Origin of the sequence: Streptomyces sp. Edi4, assembly GCF_040253615.1 — a bacterium.
GTDB lineage: Bacteria > Actinomycetota > Actinomycetes > Streptomycetales > Streptomycetaceae > Streptomyces.
In genome coordinates, this window is sequence record NZ_JBEJGY010000004.1 from 788334 (window position 1) to 804434 (window position 16101).

16 protein-coding genes are annotated in these 16101 nt (G+C 70.9%); 7 read left to right on the forward strand and 9 right to left on the reverse strand.

All coding sequences use genetic code 11. From position 1 onward, the window contains the following. Positions 1–8 precede the first annotated feature (8 nt). The 4 genes from ABR738_RS05510 to ABR738_RS05525 all read right to left on the reverse strand — a co-directional run bounded on the left by ABR738_RS05510 (position 9) and on the right by ABR738_RS05525 (position 5093). The gene (locus ABR738_RS05510) at positions 9–1208 is read right to left on the reverse strand and encodes a cytochrome P450 family protein (protein WP_350228835.1); all 1200 of its coding nucleotides are present in this window, start codon (positions 1206–1208) and stop codon (positions 9–11) included. Then, the gene (locus ABR738_RS05515; protein ID WP_350228836.1) at positions 1201–2271 is read right to left on the reverse strand and encodes a cytochrome P450; all 1071 of its coding nucleotides are present in this window, start codon (positions 2269–2271) and stop codon (positions 1201–1203) included. Before ABR738_RS05515 ends, ABR738_RS05510 begins: the two co-directional genes overlap by 8 nt. Positions 2272–2790: 519 nt before the next feature. Next, entirely contained in the window at positions 2791–4266 is a 1476-nt protein-coding gene (locus ABR738_RS05520; RefSeq protein ID WP_350228837.1) for a condensation domain-containing protein, read from the reverse strand. Positions 4267–4679: 413 nt separating this feature from the next. Then, complete coding sequence (locus tag ABR738_RS05525; RefSeq protein WP_350228838.1) at positions 4680–5093, reverse strand: hypothetical protein; 414 nt, start codon at positions 5091–5093, stop codon at positions 4680–4682. Between the two features lie 172 nt (positions 5094–5265). Between ABR738_RS05525 and ABR738_RS05530 the strand changes: the two genes are divergently transcribed. Continuing rightward, positions 5266–5760, forward strand: a complete 495-nt coding sequence (locus ABR738_RS05530; RefSeq protein ID WP_350228839.1) for an NUDIX hydrolase — start codon at positions 5266–5268, stop codon at positions 5758–5760. A gap of 13 nt (positions 5761–5773) precedes the next feature. Here ABR738_RS05530 and ABR738_RS05535 read toward each other — a convergent pair whose 3' ends face one another. From ABR738_RS05535 to ABR738_RS05545, 3 genes are all read right to left on the reverse strand, one after another. Then, on the reverse strand, positions 5774–6061 hold the full coding sequence (locus ABR738_RS05535) for a hypothetical protein (RefSeq protein WP_350228840.1): 288 nt from the start codon (positions 6059–6061) through the stop codon (positions 5774–5776). 152 nt (positions 6062–6213) lie between these two features. Beyond that, positions 6214–6912, reverse strand: a complete 699-nt coding sequence (locus tag ABR738_RS05540; protein WP_350228841.1) for a hypothetical protein — start codon at positions 6910–6912, stop codon at positions 6214–6216. After that, complete coding sequence (locus tag ABR738_RS05545) at positions 6909–7544, reverse strand: hypothetical protein (RefSeq protein ID WP_350228842.1); 636 nt, start codon at positions 7542–7544, stop codon at positions 6909–6911. Before ABR738_RS05545 ends, ABR738_RS05540 begins: the two co-directional genes overlap by 4 nt. Positions 7545–7845: 301 nt before the next feature. On the opposite strand from ABR738_RS05545, the gene ABR738_RS05550 reads away from it, so the two are divergent. Then, positions 7846–8085 carry a chaplin gene (locus ABR738_RS05550; protein ID WP_350228843.1) on the forward strand — a complete coding sequence of 80 codons (240 nt, stop codon included), beginning with the start codon at positions 7846–7848 and terminating at the stop codon, positions 8083–8085. 121 nt (positions 8086–8206) lie between these two features. Continuing rightward, the gene (locus tag ABR738_RS05555; RefSeq protein WP_350228844.1) at positions 8207–10090 is read left to right on the forward strand and encodes an ABC transporter ATP-binding protein; all 1884 of its coding nucleotides are present in this window, start codon (positions 8207–8209) and stop codon (positions 10088–10090) included. A gap of 48 nt (positions 10091–10138) precedes the next feature. Here ABR738_RS05555 and ABR738_RS05560 read toward each other — a convergent pair whose 3' ends face one another. Continuing rightward, positions 10139–10753, reverse strand: a complete 615-nt coding sequence (locus ABR738_RS05560; protein WP_350228845.1) for a TetR/AcrR family transcriptional regulator — start codon at positions 10751–10753, stop codon at positions 10139–10141. A gap of 88 nt (positions 10754–10841) precedes the next feature. On the opposite strand from ABR738_RS05560, the gene ABR738_RS05565 reads away from it, so the two are divergent. Together ABR738_RS05565 and ABR738_RS05570 are read left to right on the forward strand one after the other, a co-directional pair. Beyond that, positions 10842–11279 carry a DUF4345 domain-containing protein gene (locus ABR738_RS05565; protein WP_350228846.1) on the forward strand — a complete coding sequence of 146 codons (438 nt, stop codon included), beginning with the start codon at positions 10842–10844 and terminating at the stop codon, positions 11277–11279. A gap of 205 nt (positions 11280–11484) precedes the next feature. Beyond that, positions 11485–12597, forward strand: coding sequence for an alpha/beta hydrolase (locus ABR738_RS05570; RefSeq protein ID WP_350228847.1), 1113 nt, complete (start codon positions 11485–11487; stop codon positions 12595–12597). A gap of 137 nt (positions 12598–12734) precedes the next feature. On the opposite strand, the gene ABR738_RS05575 is transcribed toward ABR738_RS05570, so the two are convergent. Then, a complete protein-coding gene (locus ABR738_RS05575) occupies positions 12735–13391 on the reverse strand; it encodes a peptidylprolyl isomerase (protein ID WP_350228848.1) in 657 nt (218 codons plus the stop codon). 205 nt (positions 13392–13596) lie between these two features. On the opposite strand from ABR738_RS05575, the gene ABR738_RS05580 reads away from it, so the two are divergent. Together ABR738_RS05580 and ABR738_RS05585 are read left to right on the forward strand one after the other, a co-directional pair. Further along, positions 13597–13974 carry an SH3 domain-containing protein gene (locus tag ABR738_RS05580; RefSeq protein WP_350228849.1) on the forward strand — a complete coding sequence of 126 codons (378 nt, stop codon included), beginning with the start codon at positions 13597–13599 and terminating at the stop codon, positions 13972–13974. A gap of 269 nt (positions 13975–14243) precedes the next feature. After that, entirely contained in the window at positions 14244–15971 is a 1728-nt protein-coding gene (locus tag ABR738_RS05585) for a TIGR03767 family metallophosphoesterase (protein WP_502964035.1), read from the forward strand. The last annotated feature ends 130 nt before the right edge of the window (positions 15972–16101 follow it).

A 16101-nucleotide genomic window follows, 5' to 3' on the forward strand; every position in this document is an offset into this window, starting at 1 on the left:
TGGTGAGGCTACTTCAGCCGCACGTGCAACGAGAGCAGGCCGCGGTGGCGGGGGTTGGCCTGCCACCGCGCCTCGCGCTCCTCGCTCGGGCGCAGGGCCGGATAGCGGGTCAGGATCTGAGTGAAGGCGATCTCCGCCTGGAGCCGGGCGAGCGGGGCACCGAGGCAGTGGTGGATCCCGTGGCCGAACGCCAGGTGCCTGGCCGCCTCCTCGCGGCGGATGTCGAACCGGTCGGGATCGGGAAAGACACCTGGGTCCCGGTTCGCGCCGAGCAGTGCTATCTGGACGAACTCGCCCTGCGCCACAGTCTCTTCGGCCACCTCCACGGGTTCGGTGGCGTAACGGAGCGAGGCGAGGCCCGAGGGGGACTCGTACCGCAGGATCTCCTCCACCGCGCCGGGCATGAGCGTCATGTCCCGCTGGAGCGCGGCGAGTTGGCCGGGGTGGCTGAGCAGGGTGTGGACGCCGTTGGCGATCAGGTTGACCGTCGTCTGGTGTCCGGCGATGAACAGGAGGAAGGCCATCGAGGTGAGTTCGTCCTCGCTCAGCGAGTCCTCGCCGCCGTCGCCGGCCCCGAGCAGCGCCGACAGCAGGCCGTTGTCGGGCCGCTCTCGTTTGAGGGCGATGAGCGCGCGCAGGTAACCGAGCATGGACTCGGCGGTGAACACCGACACCTCGCCATCCCCTTGGCCTCCGTCGAGGCTGTTGCCCCGCACCTGAAGCAGCTCGTGGTCGGCGTCACTGGCGCCGAAGAGGGCGAACATGACGGCCACCGGCAGGGGCAGGGCGAACTCGCTGATCAGCTCGGCCTCCTCCCGCCCCTCCCACGCGTCCAGGAGATCCGACACATGGCCCTCGATCATCGGGCGCAGGGCCGCCGTGCGACGCGCCGTGAACACCTGCTGGACGATCCTGCGCAGCCGGGTGTGGTGCGGCGGATCGGAGTTGAGCATGTGCGTGAACAGCGCGCCGCCGGGGCCCCGGGTGAGCCCGATGTGGCGTCCGAACCGCTCCGCCGCGCCGTCCTTGGAAAGTCTCGGGTCGGCGAGCAGCGCTCTGGCCTGCGCGTAGGAGGTCACGACCCATCCCTCGACGGCGGCCAGCCCCGGATAGCGGGCCCTGCGCGCCCCGCCCTCCTCGCGCCAGCGCCGGTAGGTGGCATGGGGGCCATCGAAGAACGAGTCGTCCAGGATCTCCAGGTCAGACATGACGCACCTTGTTCCGGTGGCCGACGTGGACGGTCTTGACCCCCAGGAGCCCCACCAGCGGTACGTCGGCGGTGCGTTGGCCCGGGGCGACGACGAGACCGGTCCGCCGGATGTGGTCCAGGAGGAGTTCGGCGAGCGGCATGACCATGTGGCGCCCCCAGCACCGTTCGGACATGTGCCCGAACGGCAGATAGCCAGGGGTGTCGTCCGGGTCGAGTCCGCCCCAGCGCTCGGGCCGGAACTCGTGCGGCGCGTCCCACAGGGCGGGGTCGCGGTGGCTGAGGAGCGGCAGCATGAGGAGGTCGTCGCCGTGCCCTATGCGGGCGTCGATCGCGGGGTATTCGGGCGACCTGTTGCGCAGCAGGTTCCACGACGGCGGCAGCAGACGCATCGCCTCGTGCAGGATGGCGCTGTTGGAGACGTCGTCGTCGAACGGCGAGCCGAGCCACAGGGCGTTGGCGACGAGGGTGGAGACGGTGAAACAGACGGGGGCGGCCGCGCGGCGGTAGATGCCCATCGCGTAGCGCCGGTCGTGGTAACTGCCCGCCTCGGCGAACAAGTTGGCCAGGTGGGTCAGCCGGGGTCCCGGCGCGGGGCGCAGGGGCAGGGCCGCTCCGGCCACGATGGTGGTCCAGGTGAGCCGGGGGTCGATCTCCAGGGTGCGCGACATCAGCACGCGCAGCCGGAGCGGGTCGTCGCGCAGCACCAGGTCGCGCAGGAACCGGTGCCCGGTGATCGGCCAGGGCCCCGACAGATCGGTCCGCTCCGGCAGGGGGTCGGGTTGTTCCAGGGCGGCGCGGACGTCCTTGCCGATCGTCCGCATCACCGACGAGGCCTCGGTCTTGGTGATCGACCGGCCGTGCAACGGCTTGAAGGTGGGCCGTTCGGTCTCCGTCGCCCGCCGCGCACTCAGAATGCGGTCGGAGAGTTCCGCGCCCGCTATGCCGATGGTGTCGGGTTCAAGGCGGACGAGGTCCTTACCGAGGTGGTCGTCCAACAAGGCTTGCAGACGAGGAGCGAAAACCGTGGTGCGGTTACGGTTGCGCGTTATGACGGATGGCATACGGAGAGCTCCGAAAAATGAAATGCGGAGGGCCCGCACACGCGGCTGACCGAAATTCAGTCGGCCTGCGTTGTGTGCGGGCCCAGGATTGGCCTTCGGCTTAGTACCAGAAGTACCAGGCGGCCTGCTTCAGGCTCGGCTCGCTCTTCTTGAGCTGCGGCAGGCTGATCGGACCACGGGCACGCAGGGCAGCAATCATCTTCGCCATGTCAGTCACTTCCTCTCGTGAATTAATCGGCTGTGAACTGCACGGCCGACTCACGCCGATTCGCACATCCGCTGGATGCCGAATGATCGTCGCCGACCGATGAGGGGAAGTGAAGCGGCAGCCACAAGCGTTGTCAATGCTTCCGGTTTTCTTTGCGGGAGCGACCATTCGTTCACCGGGACGCCCCCGCAAACATTCATTCCGGCCCGGCGGAAAAGCGTGCCCGAACGGACATCGGCGCTTGCCCGTGCATACCTTTCCCTTTCCGCGTCGGCCCTGCTAATAAAGATTCCACCCGTTTTCGCACGGGCTCACAGCGACAGCTGGGACGCCTCGCTGCTCAGCCTCGGCGCGGGAAGCGCGTGCTGCCCGCGCGACCACGCGGGCGCCGGCGCGAGCGCACCGCCCCGGGCGACCGAGGTGATGAGCTCCCGCAACTGCTCCACGTAGCGGTGGATGTTCTTGTGGGCGATCGCGGTGTCCGGATAGCGGATGGCCAGTTGCAGCCCGCCGTGCAGCCGCGTGAACCACGCGCACACCTGGTCCCCGTAGGACACCCGCAGCATGGCGTACGCCCGCTGCTCGGCCCACTGCCGAGATCCCGGGATGTCCCGCGCGTCGACGAACGAGACGATCGAGTAGAGATCGGGGGAGGTGGGGCGGAAGTCCGAGCCGAGCAGACGCAGCACGCGGGCGATCGGCAGGTGCGCCAGGGACTTGTTGGCGCGCAGCGCGGCCCGCACCATCGTCAGCGCGTCGTCGAAGCCCAGCGCCCCGGCGACCGGGATCTCGATCGGCGCCCCGCCGACGTACCACCCCACCGAGTCCGCCCAGCGCGACTTGGCCCGGGTGTGCAGCGGGACCACGGTGCGGTAGACCGGGTCGCCGCCGATGTCGTGGACGATGAGGCTGGTGGCCGCCAGGACCCCGATCTGCCCGCCGCCGTAGGGCCGGCAGTACGCGGAGAACGCGGCGGCGTCGGCGTCGTCCACCAGCATCTCGTACAGCAGCTTCTGTTCGGGCAGCCGCCCGCCCGGTTCGAGGCCGAGGTCCACCGGGAAGGCGGGCAGCCGGCCGTCGCAGCGGGCGATGAACTCCCGCCAGCGCGCCACGATGGCGTGGGTGTCGTCGACCTGGTCCGCGCTGGCCCGCTCGATCTCGCAGAAGTCGACATAGCTGCCGACGGGGGCCACCTCCTGGGCACGCTCCTGGGCGCCCGCCGCGTAGAGCTCGGAGATCTCGGCGGGGATGCGCTGGAGCGAGTACGCGTCGACGTTGCTGTGGTCGAACGCCATGTACACGCTGGCGCAGTCGTCCCTGATCACCGCCGTATACAGGAAGTTGGGCCAGCGCAGCGCGTCCGCCACGACGTCGAAGCGGTGCTGGAGGTGGAGGCTCAGTTCCTGGGCGTCGGGGAAGTCGCCCACCGTCTCCCGGCGCAGCGCCACCGCGTCGGAGGCCGCGGTGAAGCGGCGCATGTCGTCACCGACCCAGCGGAAACCGCTGCGCAGCGTCTCGTGGCGCAGGGTCCAGGTGCGCAGCGCCGCTTCGAGCCGGTCGAGGTCGACGGGCCCGGGGACGTCGAACGCGGCGCCCAGCCACGTGGGCACGAAAAGTCCGTCCTCCCGCACCGAACGGGCCGTGCGGATGTGTGACTCCTGCACGTAGGCGGGGGGGCGGGAGTCGTCGGGCTGGCTGGTCGCGGCCTCGACCATGACCGGGTCCAGGGTCCATTCCACCAGCCGCCCGGGACGGACCTCGCAGCCGTGAATGTCGGTAATTCGCACGGGAGTCTTCCATTCACACGCTGTCGGGGAACACGAACGAGCTGCGGGCCTCACGGGGCCGGCTCCGACCGGGGACACGCGGCTGAACGCCCACGTCCAGCGGCCGCCGTCCGAGTGCGCGGTCCCCAACGCCCGGGGAAGGGGCTTCCGTTCGGGGTGCCAGGGGGCCGAGGGCGGCATCCGCACACCTCAGCTCAGGAAATACGGTCATGCGGTGACCAACGCGCCAAGAGCGCTCTCAGGCACGCGGGACCACCCCAACGAGTCGTGTCCGTCGGGGCATACGTCATCGCGCCCGGCGCGCGACCCGGCGCGCGCGCCCGCTCAGCGCCGCGCGCGGACAACACCCGGCGCCCCGGCGCGGGGGCGGGCCGGGGCGCGGAAAGCACCGGGTGGGGGCGGTCGCGTCAGCCTCAGCCGATCCGCGGCATCGGCTTCAGCACCGCGAGGAACACGGGTGCGGGCGCGGGCGCCGACGCGGGCGCGGTCACCGGCCTGGACTGCCCCGGCGCGTCCTTGCCCAGGGCGGAGAACTCCTTCGCCATCCGTGCCGCGTCGGCCTTCGCCTCGGTGGCCTCGGCCTTCGCCTCCGCGACATCGGCGGCCGCGTCCTTCTTCTCGCGGGCGACCAGCTCGTCGATGTCCCCCAGCACCCGCGCGAGCCAAGTCCTGACGGAGTCGTCACCGGCCTTGGGGTCCAGCGCGCCGGGGACTTCCGAGGGGGCCTGCACGGCGGGCGGGCGCGGGGCGGCATGAGCGGGCGCGGCCGTTCCCGTGGCGAGAGCGCCACACAGAACGATCGCGGCAGCGGTGGCACATCGGCGCATGAAGCGCTCCTCTTCAGGTTGACGGGATCCTCGGTCACCCCCACTCTTGATCCACTGTTCGTCACCGCCGTCCGGAGGGCCACCCGGCCTCGCCGAACGAGTGAGGTCCGCGCCCGCCGCCGCGAACGGGGCCGCTCGCCACTCCACCGGCGTAATCGTGGAGGATCGGACCATGGGTGAACTTGTGGAGCGGGTCGACGAACAGGACCGCGTCATCGGCGTGGTCGAGCGGAGCCGGGCCGTGCGCGAGGGGTGGCTGTACCGCATGGCCATGGTGGCGTGCCGCGACGCGGAGGGCCGCTACCTGGTGCACCGGCGCCCCGACACCGGCTCGCGGTTCCCGGGCCAGTACAGCTGGCTGGTGGCGGGCGCCGTGCACGTGGCCGAGTCCTACGAGGCCGCGGCGCGCCGGGAACTGCACGAGGAGCTGGGCATCGAGGCGGAGGTGCGCCCGCTGTTCAGGTTCCTGTGCCAGGGCGAGCTCAGTCCCTACTGGTTCGCGGTGTACGAAGCGCTGGTGGAGGAGGGCGACGTCGCCCCCGATCCGACCGAGGTCGCCTGGCACGGGTGGCTGACCGGCGACGAACTGCGCGCGTCCATGGCGGCCTTGCCGTACGTCTCGGACAGCAGGGACGCCTACGGCCGCTACCTCTCCCTCACCGGCTGAGCGACGCGGAGCGTCAGGAGCGGCCCACCCGGCCTGCCAGCGCGTGGCCGATCAGCAGGTAGACGACCGCGGGCAGACCGTAGTTGACCACCGTGCGCCACGTGTCGGACTGGATGTGGAACATGTCCCGCGACCAGCCCGAGAGCCAGTCGGCGGCGTTGCGGACCCACGACACGACGTCGTTGGCCGTGTTGGCGTCGACGAGGAAGAAGGCGATCCAGAGGATCAGTATCAGGGCCGTGATGTCCGCGATGACCAGGATGGCGGTCGCCGCGGGGTTTGCGCCATAGCGTCTCGGCATGTTTCAACTCCTCGGTGGCGTGCGGTGGTTGTGGTGATAGGGGCCCCGTTCCGTTCGAGGCCACGCGTCGCCGTGCTGTGCCGCGAGCCGGCACGGCACAGCACGGCGGGGTACCCGGCGGACGCCGTGCGCTGCCCGGTGCGCGCCGGGCGTCAGAAGCCGAGCAGGCGCTCGGCGAGCCGTCGGTATTCGCGCAGGGCCATGCGCAGGTCCTCGGTGGCCGCCCCGCCGGAGGCGTCCTGCCACTGGGCGCGCAGGGTTCCACGCCGTTCGCCAAGATGCTCGATGATCTGCTCCGCGAGCGAGTCGACCGCCGAGGCGGCCTCCTCCACGGCCGCACGCGGCTCGTCCACGAACGCGCCGACCGCCTGCTGGAGCCGGTGCTGGAGCTTGTCCCGTTCACCCGGCCGCAACACCTCGTCCTCCCGGGTGACGGCGCCGGGCGCGGACTCGTACCCGGCCGCCTCCCGCTCGGGCGCCGTCCGGCCCGGGGCCGCCTCCTCACGGAGGTCCTGACCCGCGGCGGGCTCCTTACGCAGACCCTGCCCGGCGGCACCCTCTCGGACGTCCCGGCCGACGGGGGGCGACGCGGTCACCGGTCCCTGGGCGGCGCCACGGTCGTCGGCCGGCCACCCGGGCGCGGGCTCCTCCGGTACTCCTGCCCCCAGCGTGCCGGACGGACCCGCCACGGCCGGGCCCGCGGCCCTCGGGTCACCGCCGGCCGCCGGCGGCTCGGACACGCGCTGGTCGAATCCGGCCTGCCCGGTCAGGGGCCGCTCGGGTATGGGCCCGGCGGGCGCGGACCGGTCCGACGCGGGACGCTCGGGTACGGGCTGATCGGCGTGAGTCATGATTCGCTCCCTCGGGCGATGTCACGGTGTCGCATTCCCTCCGGGGACGCGTGCCGGCCGCTTCGCGACGTCAGCCCCCCGGCCTTGTTCCCACGGCGCTCCCCGGCGAGTACGGCGAAGAACTCATGGGCCCCTACGAGGGCTTCGCGCAGCTCTTCCGTACTGCGGCGGCGCCCATCGGCGTTGTGGGCCGCGCCCTGGATCCTGCGGTAGCTGTCGAGGTGGTCGGGGTGGTGCACCGAGAGCGCCGCGAAGCGCTCCTCCGACGAGCCGTCCGGAAAGCCCCGCTCCTGGGCGAGCCGGCCGAGCAGCGCCTCCGCGTCGGCGACCGCCCGCGCGGGCGAGTCAACGAACTCCTCCTGGATCCTGGCCCATTCGGCGGCGTACCGGGCGCGGTCCGCGGCCGACGGCGGCTCGACCTTGAGCCCGCCGTACCGGCGGACCCGCTCGTCGAGGTCCTTCTCCGCGGCCTTGACGTCGCCGTGGTGCTGGGCGACGGTCCGCTCGTACTCGGGCCCGAACCGGCGGCGCAGTCCGCCACCGCCCCGGCGTGCGCGGAGCACACCGATGACCACCGCCGCGACAACGATCACCACGACCGCTATCAGGATGATGACGACACCACTGGACATGGCCTGCCTTCCCGTCGGTGAACGGCCCCCGCTCCAGGGGGTCTCCCTACGTGTGGGCGCTGCGCGGCCGAATAAACCCCGGATAAGGCAGGGGACTTCGGGCAGGTGCGGCCAACTTCCCTGCGGGGCCGTCCCGGACACCCCGCACGGCCCCCCTGCCGGGTCCGGACCGGGTGATCAACCTACGTACCGGTAACACGTGATCCGCCCGCCCCCTCACCCCAACGGGTCACGCGACTTTCGCCGGACGGCAACCCCAGTGAGGCTTTCCATAAGCATTCCCCACAAACTGGAGGAAATCGTGCGTATCCGTTCCGCACTCGCCGCAACGTTCCTGGCTGCCACCGCTGTGATGGGCGCCGCGGGCGCCGCGTCCGCCGCCGACCCGGATCCGATCGGCGTCACCGGCAACTCCCCCGGCGTGCTGTCCGGTGACAACATCCAGATCCCCGTCGACGTCGACCTCCCCATCTGCGGCAACACCATCGACATCATCGGGCTGCTCAACCCGGACAGCGGCAACACCTGCAAGACCAACTGACCGGTCCGACCGCGTCGCTCCGCCCCGGAACCGCATGCCCGGTTCCGGGGCACAGTCGCGCCCCGGCCGCACGGCGCGCACACGTTGACCTCAAGCGTGGTCGAGGTCGTACGTTCCTCGTATGAGTATGGAAGCCACCGCGTGGACACAGCTCCACAACGTCATGAACGCGCAGCAGGACAAGCGCCCCTTCAACCGGGCCACCCTGCGCCGCATCGCCGCGTTCGCCCGCCCGCACCGGCGGCGCATCGTCTACTTCCTGGTCGTGAGCGTCGCCACGGCCCTGCTCGCGGTGGCCACTCCGCTGCTCGCGGGACGGGTGGTCGACGCGATCGTCGGCGGGAAACAGAGCGGGACCGTCACCCGCCTCGCCCTGCTCATCGCCGTGATCGCCGTGGCCGAGGCGGCGCTCGGCATCGTGAGCCGGTGGCTCTCCTCCACCCTGGGTGAGGGTCTGATCCTCGGCCTGCGCACCGCCGTCTTCGACCATGTACAGCGGATGCCGGTGGCGTTCTTCACGCGGACCCGCACCGGCGCGCTGGTCAGCCGTCTGAACAACGACGTGATCGGCGCCCAGCGGGCGTTCAGCAACACCTTGTCGGGTGTGGTCAGCAATCTGGTCACGCTGCTGCTCACGCTGGCCGTGATGCTCGGCATCTCCTGGCAGATCACCCTCCTCGCGCTGGTGCTGCTGCCGGTGTTCGTGCTGCCCGCGCGGCGCATGGGCACGCGGATGGCGCGGCTGCAACGGGAGGCAGCGGAGCACAACGCCGCGATGGGCACCCGGATGACCGAGCGGTTCTCGGCGCCGGGCGCGACCTTGATCAAGCTGTTCGGGCGCCCGGCCGACGAGTCCGCCGAATTCGCCGCGCGGGCGCGCCGGGTGCGCGACATCGGGGTCCGCACGGCGATGGCTCAGTCCGCGTTCATCACCGCCCTCACCCTCGTCTCGGCCCTCGCTCTCGCCCTGGTGTACGGGCTCGGCGGCTACTACGCGCTGCGCGGCACCCTCGAAGCGGGCTCCGTCGTCTCCCTCGCCCTCCTCCTGACCCGGCTCTACGCGCCGCTCACCTCGCTGGCCGGCGCGCGCGTGGAGGTGATGAGCGCGCTGGTCAGCTTCGAGCGGGTCTTCGAGGTGCTGGACCTGAAACCGCTCATCGCCGAGAAGCCGGGCGCGCGGGCGGTTCCCCCGGGGCCGGCGTCCGTGGAGTTCCACGAGGTGCGCTTCGGTTACCCGTCGGCCGACAAGGTCTCGCTCGCCTCGCTCGAAGAGGTCTCGAGCCTGGACACCCGGGGCGGCACCGAGGTGCTGCACGGCGTCTCCTTCCGGGCCGAGCCGGGACAGATGGTGGCCTTGGTCGGCTCGTCGGGCGCGGGCAAGTCGACGGTGGCCCAGCTCCTGCCGAGGCTGTACGACGCCGACGCGGGCACGGTGCGGCTGGGCGGCATCGACGTACGGGACCTGACCGCCGACTCCATCCGGGACACGATCGGCATGGTGACCCAGGACGGCCACCTCTTCCACGAATCGGTCCGCGCCAACCTGCTGCTCGCCCGGCCCGACGCGGCCGAGGACGACCTGTGGGACGCGCTGCGCCGCGCCCGTCTCGACGGCCTGGTCGCCTCCCTGCCCGACGGACTCGACACCGTGGTCGGTGAGCGCGGCTACCGGCTCTCGGGCGGTGAACGCCAGCGGCTCACCATCGCGCGTCTGCTCCTGGCCCGCCAGCGCGTCGTCATCCTCGACGAGGCCACGGCCCACCTCGACAACACATCCGAAGCGGCCGTCCAGGAAGCGCTCGGCGAGGCCCTTGAAGGGCGCACGGCGGTGGTCATCGCGCACCGGCTCTCCACGGTGCGCTCCGCCGATCTCATCCTGGTCGTCGAGGACGGCCGGATCGTGGAGCGCGGCACGCACGGCTCACTGCTCGAACTGGGCGGCCGCTACCAGGAGTTGTACCGCACCCAGTTCGAACGTCCCGGCGGCGCGCCCGCGCTCGGCTGAGCGTGCGGCGCCCGGCCCGGGCCCGGCACATCCCCCGGGCCTCGCGGGTCAGCCGTGCCCGTCCCCGTCCCCGAGCAGCCGGTCGACGTCGGTGACGGCGCCCAGCGCCCCGCGCAGGGCGCCCACCGACATGGCGTGCAGCTCGGCCCGGGTGAACGGCTCGCCGTCCAGCCACTCCACGCACAGCGCGCGCACGAAGACCAGCCAGCTCGTCAGCGTGGCGAACACCGCCTTCCTCGCGGCGCCCTCAAGACCGGTGGCGTCGAGTACGCGCCGGCTCAGCTCGGCGAGTTCGTCGTTGATGATCGCCTGGATCACCGGGTCGCCCGCGAGCACCCTGTTCGCGGCCAGCACCGTGTTCCTGTTCGCGGCGAAGTAGTCGAAGTGCAGATCGAGCCCGGCGGACAGCTGCTCCACGAGGGAGCCCGCCGGGTCGATCCGGGTTTTGGCCAGGAGCCGGTCCGATGCCTCCTGGAAGATCGCGGCGAACAGGGCGGTCTTGTTGGGGAAGTACCGGTAGAGCAACGCCCGGGAGATACCGGCCTGTTCGGCGACGTCCTCCATCCGGACGTCCGGGTAGGGGCCGGCCGCGAACAGGCGGGCTCCGACGTCGAGCAGCTGTCTGCGACGCTCATCGGGGTTCATCCTGCGGCGCGCGGTCACCGGCCCCAGATTACTTGACGTGTGTCTACTGGCGAACTTATCGTCGCCTTAGTAGACACTTGCCTACTAAGGCGGAAGGAGACCGCACATGGCCAGGCTCCTGAAGTGGCTCTCCTGGGCGATGGGCATCGCCGATGTGGCGATCGGCGCCACCCATCTGATGTTCGGCATGCGCACGGTGCCCGGAGCCGGCTCTCCCGGCCCCACCGTGGACAGCCTCGTGCGCTTCTTCGCCGCGATCTTCCTCGGGTACGGACTGGCGTGGATCTGGGTGGCACGGCAGTCGCCGGTCTCCTCGAAGGCCGTACGCCTGCTCGCCGGTGTCTTCTTTCTCGGCGGCGCGAGCAGGCTGGTGTCCTGGGCGGCCCTGGGGCGCCCCGACTGGTTCCAGCTCGTCCTGATGGGCATCGAACTGGGCCTGCCGCCGCTCTATTTCTGGCTGGCGCCCGCCGACGAGCGGGCCGCCGCCGCCCGCCTGCGCAAGGCGGAGGCGGCGGCTCGCACCGTCACCGGCTCCACGCCGTAACAGGCGGCCCGCGCCGCCTGCGCCACCGAAGACGTGCCGCAAATCCACCCGATTCCGTACGCGAGTGAAAGGTGGACGATCGCAAGGGAACGGATCACGCCCGATCGCGGTCTACTTCGGTGCGCACCGCGAGGCGGTGCACCTGGACGACGCCCCCGGGGCGCCGCGTCCAGGACGACCTTTTGCAGAGAGTGTTCTGGATCCCATGGGGCTGACAAGTACCACCGCTCTGGCAACGGCCGTGCTCGCCACGGTCCTGCTGTCCCTCCTGGTCGTATGGCAGTGGCCACGGCTGGCGGGGCGCGGATGGCGGCCGGTGCTCGGCCGGGTGGGCATGATGTGCGCGGTCCAGTTGCTGCTCTTCTCCTCCGTGGGTCTCGCGGCCAACAAGACGTTCCTCTTCTACGGCTCGTGGGCGGACCTGTTCGGCCGGCAGGACGGCGTGGGGGTCCTCGACGCGAAGGCGACCGCGAGCCCGGGGATAACGGTCGCCGGAAAGCAGAAGGTCGATGTGCCGGGCGCCGGGAAGCCGAGCATAGGCGGCGAGGTGCAGAAGGTCTCGGTGCAGGGAGAGCGCTCCCGCATCGTCACCCCTGCCTACGTCTATCTGCCGCCGGAGTACTTCCAGAAGGGCTACGAGCACACCTCGTTCCCGGCGACCGTGGTGCTGACCGGTTTTCCCGGCACCGCCGAGAACCTGATCAAGGGGCTGCACTACCCGAAGACGGCGTGGACCCTGTCCAAGCAGAAGAAGTCGCAGCCCATGATCCTGGTGATGATGCGGCCGACCGTCGCACCGCCGCGCAACACCCAGTGCGTCGACATCCCTGGCGGCCCCCAGACGGAGACGTTCTTCGCCGACGACCTGCGCAAGGCGATCTCCGGTACGTACCGCGTCGGCACCAAGGCCCGCAACTGGGGCTTCATCGGGGACTCGACGGGCGGCTACTGCGCCCTGAAGATCGCACTGGAGCACCCGGAGGCGTACGCGGCCGGTGTCGGCCTCTCCGCCGACTACAAGCCGGACGTGGACATGCAGTCCGGTGACCTCTTCCACGGCAACAAGCGCGAGGAGAATCGTTCCGACCTCCTGTGGGCGCTCGACCACCTGCCGCAGGGCAACTCCTCCTTCCTGCTCACCACATCGCACCAGGGCGAGGGCAATTTCCGCGAGACGCAGAAGTTCATCGCTAAGGTCAAGCACCCCGCGCACGTCTCCTCGATCACGCTCGCGTCCGGCGGCCACAACTTCAACACGTGGCTGCGGGAGATCCCGCCGTCGCTGCAATGGCTGAGCGACCGCCTCGCCGCCGACTAGCGACCGGGGAGAACACCGTTCCGAGCACCCCAGGGGCCGGGCGGCGAGCGGCTTTCACGCCGCTCACCGCCCGGCCCCGTGCGTGGTGCGCGCGGGCGTCCGCCACGCACCGGGCCGCACCACGCACGGGGCCCCGATCACATCTTCTTGATCTGGACGCGCTTGATGTTCACCGGCAGCGTGGGGTAGCCGTCGCCGGGCCCGTTCTGGTCGTCCTCGCCGCCTGCCGCGATCTTTTGCAGCACGTCGAGCCCCGCCGTGACCTTGCCGAACGGGGTGTAGGCGGGCGAGAGCTTGGTGTCCTTCCAGACGAAGAAGAACTGGCTGCCATTGGTGTTGGGTCCTGCGTTGGCCATCGCCACCGTCCCGGCCGGATAGGTGGCCCCGGTCAGGTTCTCGTCCGGGAAGGAGTAGCCGGGCCCGCCGCTGCCCGTGCCGGTCGGGTCGCCGCACTGAAGGACGTACAGGCGCGCGGTGGTGAGCCGGTGGCAGTGCGTGCCGTCGAAGTAGTGCCGCTGGGCGAGGAAGCGGAAGGAGTTGGTGGTGCACGGCGCCTTGTCGGTGAGCGCCTTGAAGGTGATGGCGCCCTGGCTGGTGCGCAAGGTGGCGCTGAACGGCCTGGCCGCCTTGACCGGATCGAAGTCCGGTATCCCCTTGTAGTTGTCGGCGGGGACGGCCGGAGTGTAGGCGCAGGCGGCCGCCGGCGCGGGAGCGGCGGCCGCGCCGGCCTGCGTGGCCGTGGCGAGCGGGATCAGGACGACAGCGGCGAGCAACGCGCCTCTTCTACCGAGCATGTGACGGCATCCTTCCGAAGCAAGGGTGGTGACAGGGCCGCATCATTCCCTGCCGGGACGGCGCGCGCCTCACGAAAGGCACATCAACTGCCCCGCGCCGAAAGGAAGTTCCTCGATCCGGGTGGAACGGATCGGTGCGATCGGCTGTCTTACAGGGCGTACATCCCAAAGGGAATGAAAGGGGAACAGCGTGTACGTATCTGGCATGCGCCGCGTTGCCGTCGCGGGCGCCGTGGCAGCCCTCGCCGGCTCGGGAATCCTGCTCGGCGCCGGCGGCGCGTCGGCGGCACCGAAGGACTCCGCACCCTCCGTCCGGCAGGCGCCCGCACCGGCACCGGCACCGGCCGCCGAACCCAAGGGCCGGGTCGTCGCCAACGGCGGCCTATGGGTCCACCAGGAAGCGAACACCACCTCCAAGCGGATCACCCTGCTGCCCAACGGCACAGTCACCGCGCTCCAGTGCAAGAGGACCGGCCAGAACGTGGACGGCAACAAGCTCTGGTACCGGCTCGGAGCGGCCAGGGCCGGCTGGGTCGCCGCACGCTATGTGCAGAACCTGGCGCCCGTTCCGTACTGCAAGTGAGCCCGTCCGAGGCCTCAACCGGGCGCAACAGCCGCCTGACCAGCGGGCGTTGAGGCCCGGTCTGGCCGTTCCACACCGTCGGCCGGTGGCGACGGCACCCCGTGCGGGGCGTCGTCGCCACCGGCCGCGCCGTCGCGCCGTCCTCTCTTGTTTCCCTCAAGTTTCCCCCCGGTGCCCGCACCGGCGAATACTCGCCAGTAGTGTGTGGCCGCGCGCCGCGCCCGAAGGCCGCGCGCCATCGACTGTCAGCACCAGCAGGGGGATTGCAGATGCGCGGGATGAGCCGCCGTCAGTTCGTCACGCGGATGTCCGCGGCGGCCGCGGGAGCCGCGTTGTGGTCGGCGACCGCGCAGGACCGGGCCATGGCCGTCACCGCCGCGCGTGCGGTGCGCACCGGCGGCACGACCCTGGAGCAGGCCGCGGCGCCCGTGGGCACCGGGGCGTACAAGCGCCTGGTGGCGGGGCCCGGCTGGCCGCTGGTGGTCCGGGGCGAGCTGGCGGGCGCCGTGACCGGGCGCGACGACCGCCGCACCGGGCTCGCCTCCTTCGTTCAGTTCACCGATCTGCACCTGGCCGACACCGAGTCGCCGGTGCGCTTCGAGTACTTGGCGCAGTACAACGACAGCGCCTACCGCCCGCAGGAAGCGCTCACGGTGCGCGGCGCGTCCTCCCTGGTCGAGCGCGTCAACGCGGTACGCCAAGGGCCGTACACCGGACTGCCCTTCAGCACGGTGATGGCCACCGGCGACAACACCGACAACCACGAACTCATCGAACTCGACTGGTACTTGACGGTCATGAGCGGCGGCCGCGTCACCCCGAGCAGCGGTGACGCCACCCGGTACGAGGGTGTGCAGAATTCCGGCAGCGCCTCCTACTGGAACCCCGAGCTGTCCTTCCAGGACACCTACAAGGCCAAGGGGCTCCCCCAGATCCCCGGTTTCCTGACGGGCGCCACCCGTCCCTTCGACGCGCCGGGGCTCGACATGCCCTGGTACACGACCGTCGGCAACCACGACGACAGCATCGAGGGCAGCCTGCCCGACCTCGGCCTCCTGAACGATCTGTACACCGGCGACCGGAAGATCGAGGGCTGCGACGACGCCACCGCGGCGAAGCTCGCCTACGCCCTGCGCCACGACCCGGCCCAGGCGGCGCTCCTGCTCGGCAAGCTGCTCGGCAACGGCGGCGCGATACGCAAGGTGACCCCCGACGAGCGCCGCCGGCCCTTCAGCCCGGCCGAGTTCGCCAAGGCGCACCTGAACCCGGCGTACGCCGGAGCCGGGCCGGTCGGCCACGGTTTCACCTCCGACGCCGCGAGCAGCGGCCACCTGTACTACACCTTCCCGCTCGCCGAGGGGGTGCTCGGCATCAGCCTGGACACCACCAACAGGGCCGGTTTCGCGGACGGTTCGCTCGGCACCGCTCAGCTCAACTGGCTCGAATCGGTCCTCAAGTCCCACAGCGGCCACTGGTACGACAGCGACGGGCACGTGGTGCGCGGCGGGTCGGGCGACTCGCTCATCGTGCTGTTCAGCCACCACACCAGCACCACGATGGGCAACCTGCTGCCGGACCCGTACCACCCGTTCGAGGGGCGTCACGACGGCAACGCCCTGGTCTCGCTGCTCCAGCGCTACCCGAACGTGGTGGCCTGGGTGAACGGACACACCCACGAGAACCGGATCACCCCGCACGGCCACGCGGTCCCCGAGCGCGCCTTCTGGGAGATCAACACCGCGTCGCATGTCGACTTTCCCCAGCATGCCCGGATCATCGAGATCGCGGACAACGGCGACGGCACGCTCTCCTTGTTCACGACCCTCATCGAGTCCGCCGCGCCCTACACGACGGATTTCGCCGACACCTCCGACCGCGGACTCGCCGCGCTGTACCGCGAGTTGGCGTACAACGATCCCTATGCGACCCCGGCCGCCCGGCTCGGCGCCTCCATCGACCACAACACCGAGCTCCTGCTGGCGCGCCCCGGCAAGTGAGCCACGGCCCCACCGGGCCCACGGCCCACCCGCCCGCCCGTGTCGGTGGGGTGTCGGCGGCTGTCGGTCCGGTGTCGGCGGGGGCTGGCACCTTCCAAGGGGTCAGGCCGGGTGTCCACCCGGCCGTCGG

Coding starts and splice junctions, on each gene's coding strand:
- ABR738_RS05510 (WP_350228835.1), bottom strand. CDS start 1,208: ATGTCTGACCTGGAGATCCTGGACGACTCGTTCTTCGATGGCCCCCAT.
- ABR738_RS05515 (WP_350228836.1), bottom strand. CDS start 2,271: ATGCCATCCGTCATAACGCGCAACCGTAACCGCACCACGGTTTTCGCT.
- ABR738_RS05525 (WP_350228838.1), bottom strand. CDS start 5,093: ATGCGCCGATGTGCCACCGCTGCCGCGATCGTTCTGTGTGGCGCTCTC.
- ABR738_RS05530 (WP_350228839.1), top strand. CDS start 5,266: ATGGGTGAACTTGTGGAGCGGGTCGACGAACAGGACCGCGTCATCGGC.
- ABR738_RS05535 (WP_350228840.1), bottom strand. CDS start 6,061: ATGCCGAGACGCTATGGCGCAAACCCCGCGGCGACCGCCATCCTGGTC.
- ABR738_RS05540 (WP_350228841.1), bottom strand. CDS start 6,912: ATGACTCACGCCGATCAGCCCGTACCCGAGCGTCCCGCGTCGGACCGG.
- ABR738_RS05545 (WP_350228842.1), bottom strand. CDS start 7,544: ATGTCCAGTGGTGTCGTCATCATCCTGATAGCGGTCGTGGTGATCGTT.
- ABR738_RS05555 (WP_350228844.1), top strand. CDS start 8,207: ATGAGTATGGAAGCCACCGCGTGGACACAGCTCCACAACGTCATGAAC.
- ABR738_RS05565 (WP_350228846.1), top strand. CDS start 10,842: ATGGCCAGGCTCCTGAAGTGGCTCTCCTGGGCGATGGGCATCGCCGAT.
- ABR738_RS05570 (WP_350228847.1), top strand. CDS start 11,485: ATGGGGCTGACAAGTACCACCGCTCTGGCAACGGCCGTGCTCGCCACG.
- ABR738_RS05575 (WP_350228848.1), bottom strand. CDS start 13,391: ATGCTCGGTAGAAGAGGCGCGTTGCTCGCCGCTGTCGTCCTGATCCCG.
- ABR738_RS05580 (WP_350228849.1), top strand. CDS start 13,597: ATGCGCCGCGTTGCCGTCGCGGGCGCCGTGGCAGCCCTCGCCGGCTCG.
- ABR738_RS05585 (WP_502964035.1), top strand. CDS start 14,244: ATGCGCGGGATGAGCCGCCGTCAGTTCGTCACGCGGATGTCCGCGGCG.